Source organism: Thermus sp. NMX2.A1, assembly GCF_000511705.1.
Classification (GTDB): Bacteria; Deinococcota; Deinococci; order Deinococcales; family Thermaceae; genus Thermus; species Thermus scotoductus.
The window spans coordinates 1-3,424 of sequence record NZ_ATNI01000011.1 but is presented as its reverse complement, the minus strand read 5'-3'; the positions used below and the strand labels follow the sequence as shown (position 1 = coordinate 3,424).

Sequence of the window (3,424 nt, the reverse complement as noted above, 5' to 3'; positions counted from 1 at the left end):
CCCGGGGGCGCTATACTTGTATAGCGATGGTTGTCGTGCGCCTGCCCAAGGAGATCGAGGAGCGCCTCACGGCCCTTGCCCAAAAGACCGGGCGGAGCAAGAGCTACTACGTGCGCCAGGCCCTCTTGGAGTACCTGGACGACATCGAGGACTACTACCTGGCGGTGGAACGCCTGGAGTCCCGCCTCCCCGGCATCCCCCTGGAGGAACTGGAGCGCCGCCTTGGGCTACAGGATTGAGTTTGACCCTCGGGCCGCGAAGGAGCTGGAAGGGCTAGACCGGGAGGTGGCCCGCCGGATCCTTCGCTTTCTGCGGGAGCGCGTGGCCGCCCTGGAAGACCCTCGAAGCCTCGGGGAGCCCTTGCGAGGGCCGGAGCTGGGCAGGTTTTGGAAGTACCGGGTGGGGGACTATCGCCTGATCTGCCACATCCGGGATCGGGAGGCCACCATCTTGGTGGTCCGGGTGGGCCATCGGCGGGACGTTTACCGCTGAGCCCGCTTCCTTCGTGTCCGGCCCCCCTTCTCAGGCCGGCGCCACGGGCCGGCACGGGGGCCTTGCCCCCAGGGTGAGCGCACCCCCGCTCACCGCTCAGCGCCCTGGTAAACGCCAGGCGCTTACCTTGAGCGCCCCCTGTAGCGATGAGCGCTCAAGGCTGTGCTAGCCTCAGGCCATGGGACAACCCGAGGAACTCCTTTTCCCCGCCCTGGCCGCGGAGGCCCTGGGGGTCAGCCCGGCCACGCTGAGGCGCTACGCCCAGGCCTGGGAGAAGGCCTTCGGCCCCCTCCCCCGGGCCCCGGGAGGGGGACGCCTGTGGCCACGCGCCGCCCTGGCCCGGCTGAAGGCGGCCCGGGAGCTGGCCCAGAGGGAGGGGCTGCCCCTGGAGGAGGCCCTCCTCCGGGTGGAGGGGGAGGCCCCCCTGGTGGCCACCGCCCGCCCCGAGGAGGAGGCCCTGGCCCTCCTCCGGGAGGTGGTGGCCAGGATGGAGGCTTTGGAGGGGGAGGTGCGGGCCCTCAAGGAAGAGAACGCCCGCCTGAGGGAGGCCCTCAGGGCCCTGGAGCCCCCGAAGAGGCGGCCCTGGTGGAGGTTTTGGGGGTAAAATCCCTCCCATGAAAATGGCACGCCCCCCGGGGTGGGGTCTGGGACCAACCCGAGGAGCCTCAGCTTGGCGGACTGAGGCCTTCACCTTACCCCGAGGGGGCAGGTGGAGGCAAGCGTGGAACTTACGAATCTCATCCCCAACGCGGAAACTCTTCCCCGGCGTGAGATAGCCCGGATTCTTTTCCAGGAGCCCTACCTGGCGGCCTTCCGGGAGCGCCTTCCCCGCTACCCCTACGCCACGGACAACCCCCGGCAGGGGATGCGGCCGCGGAGGAAGGAGAAGGCCCTGGAGCACGTTTACATCCAGGTGGGGCGCTACCCCCACGCGATTTTCCGCATCGTCCTGGACCTGGACGAGCCCACCTGGTGGGACGCGATGGACCGCATCCCGCCCACCCTCACCATCCCCAACCCCCAGGCCCCCTGGAAGGCCCACATCGTCTACGAGCTGGAGCCCCCTATCTGGCTTTCCTCCCCCAAGGCCCACGAGGGCCAGGGCAACCCCTTCGCCCTGGTGCGGGAGGTGGACGCCCTCCTTCGGGCCTACTTCGGGGCCGACCCCGCTTATAACGGCCTCCTGGGGCGGAACCCCCTGGCTCACCCCCACCTCATCGGGGGCGGGAAGCTCTGGGACCTCCCCAGCCTTCTGGAGGAGCTTAGGGAACTCACCCCAAGGAGGCGGGCCCTGGCCTACCTGGACACGGCCACCTACGGGCGCAACTGCACCCTGTTTGACCACGTGCGGGTCTTCGCCTACGGCGTGGTGGCCATGTACCGGGGGAAGCCGAACGGGTTTGAGCTCTTCCGGCAGGCGGTGGCCTACGAGGCCCATCGCCTGAATCAGGAACTCTTCCGGGGCCACCCTCAGGGCCCCCTGCCCCGGAGGGAGGTGGAGGCCACCATCGTCAAGAGCGTGTCCAAATGGACCTTCTACCGCTACCGGGGGACCCGAGTCTGGCCGGTATCGGGGACGGGCAGGCCGGACCGCTCACGTCTATCCCCCGCGGCCCGGGCCCTGGTGGAGCCCCTGGAGGGGGAGGAGCTTGAGAAGGCCCGGAAAGAGGGCCTCGAGGCCACCCGCCCTCAACGTGTGGCCAACCTCGAGGCGGCCAACCGGAAGCGGCAGAGCAAGGCCGAGGAGGCCCTTTGGGAGGCCCTTAGGAGGCTCCAGGCGAGGGGGGAGCGGGTTACCCCCACCGCCCTGGCCAGGGAAGCGGGGGTGCACAGGAACACCGCCTCGCGCTGGCTCAGGAGAATGCGCTCCTAGACGGCGCAAACCCCAAAAAGTGCACACGCCGAGTGGTGGCTATCAAGGTTATCAGGCGGGGGTGGGGGGGGGTAGGGGTGGGGGTGCAACCCCCAGGGTTCCCTTAGCCAGGTACTTGGCTAGCTAACCTAGGCGGGGGCCCTCTTTTCCCCGGGCCAGGTACTTTAGCTAGCCCACCTGGGTTTTTGCCTTAGCCAGGTACTTGGCTAGCTAACTGAGGCCCGAGCCGATGCGGCAACTGGGGTTTTGGGGGGGGGCGGCCCGCGCCGCGCAAAACGGGCCTTTTCACCCTCCAGTACGGCAAAATCCCCGACTCGCCTCCCCGAGGACCCGCCCTGAGAAGCCCGAGAAGGCGGGGGGTATGGGGGGTAGTCTTCTCTACCACCCCCCCTCTTCCCGGGCCTTCTAGGCCCCTTACAGGCGGCCTTAGGGGGTCGTGCGGGGGAGGGTCAGACCCCAGACCGGACCCCGGCTTGCCCCCCACGCTTTGGCCGCATACCTTTCCACCCCCAGGTCCACCCCCGGGAGGCCTCCCTCCCCCGGCCTCTCCTTGCGGGGTTTATGCGGTGATCCCCGGGGATCCACCGCAACTCTATGCAAGCTGATCCCCGCTCCGGGCCCTTCCGGGGCCTTTCCCTGCGCGAAGGTGAACTTTCGCGAAAATGGGGGACCTGCGCCTCCTCCGGAACTGCCCTGTACTATGGAAGCGGTGTTATAGGAGGTGACCCTTATGAAGACCCTCAGGCTTTACGGAGCGGGATTATTGGTTGCGCTGTTGCTTGTGTTGGCCGCCTGCAATATCAACGGTGGAGGTAGCGGGGGTAGCGGTGGCGGCGGAGGGGGTGGCGGTGGCTCCCCCGACTTCACCCTCTCCCTCAACTCCACGAGCCTCAGTATCCAGCAGGGCGGTAGCGACACCACCCAACTGACCATCACCCCGCAGGGCGGCTTCACCGGGACGGTGAACCTCTCCCTGGTGGACGGGAGCGGCAACCTCGTCCCCGGCATCACCCTCGCCCCCCCCAGCGTGAACGTGACCGGGTCGGGGGCCGTGACCCA

Annotated in this window: 4 protein-coding genes and 1 pseudogene; all 5 read left to right on the top strand. The window is 68.4% G+C overall.

Annotation, left to right across the window (positions count from 1 at the left end):
• Positions 1-26: 26 nt before the first annotated feature.
• A complete protein-coding gene (locus tag TNMX_RS00385; protein WP_038028259.1) occupies positions 27-239 on the top strand; it encodes a ribbon-helix-helix protein, CopG family in 213 nt (70 codons plus the stop codon).
• On the top strand, positions 223-492 hold the full coding sequence (locus TNMX_RS00380) for a type II toxin-antitoxin system RelE/ParE family toxin (RefSeq protein ID WP_038028256.1): 270 nt from the start codon (positions 223-225) through the stop codon (positions 490-492). Before TNMX_RS00385 ends, TNMX_RS00380 begins: the two co-directional genes overlap by 17 nt.
• Before the next feature lie 178 nt (positions 493-670).
• Positions 671-1,096, top strand: a complete 426-nt coding sequence (locus TNMX_RS13505; RefSeq protein WP_052037872.1) for a MerR family transcriptional regulator — start codon at positions 671-673, stop codon at positions 1,094-1,096.
• 117 nt (positions 1,097-1,213) lie between these two features.
• Positions 1,214-2,365, top strand: a complete 1,152-nt coding sequence (locus tag TNMX_RS00370; protein ID WP_156919377.1) for a replication initiation protein — start codon at positions 1,214-1,216, stop codon at positions 2,363-2,365.
• 730 nt (positions 2,366-3,095) lie between these two features.
• Positions 3,096-3,424 (top strand): annotated as a pseudogene (locus TNMX_RS00365) (hypothetical protein); the annotation flags it as partial.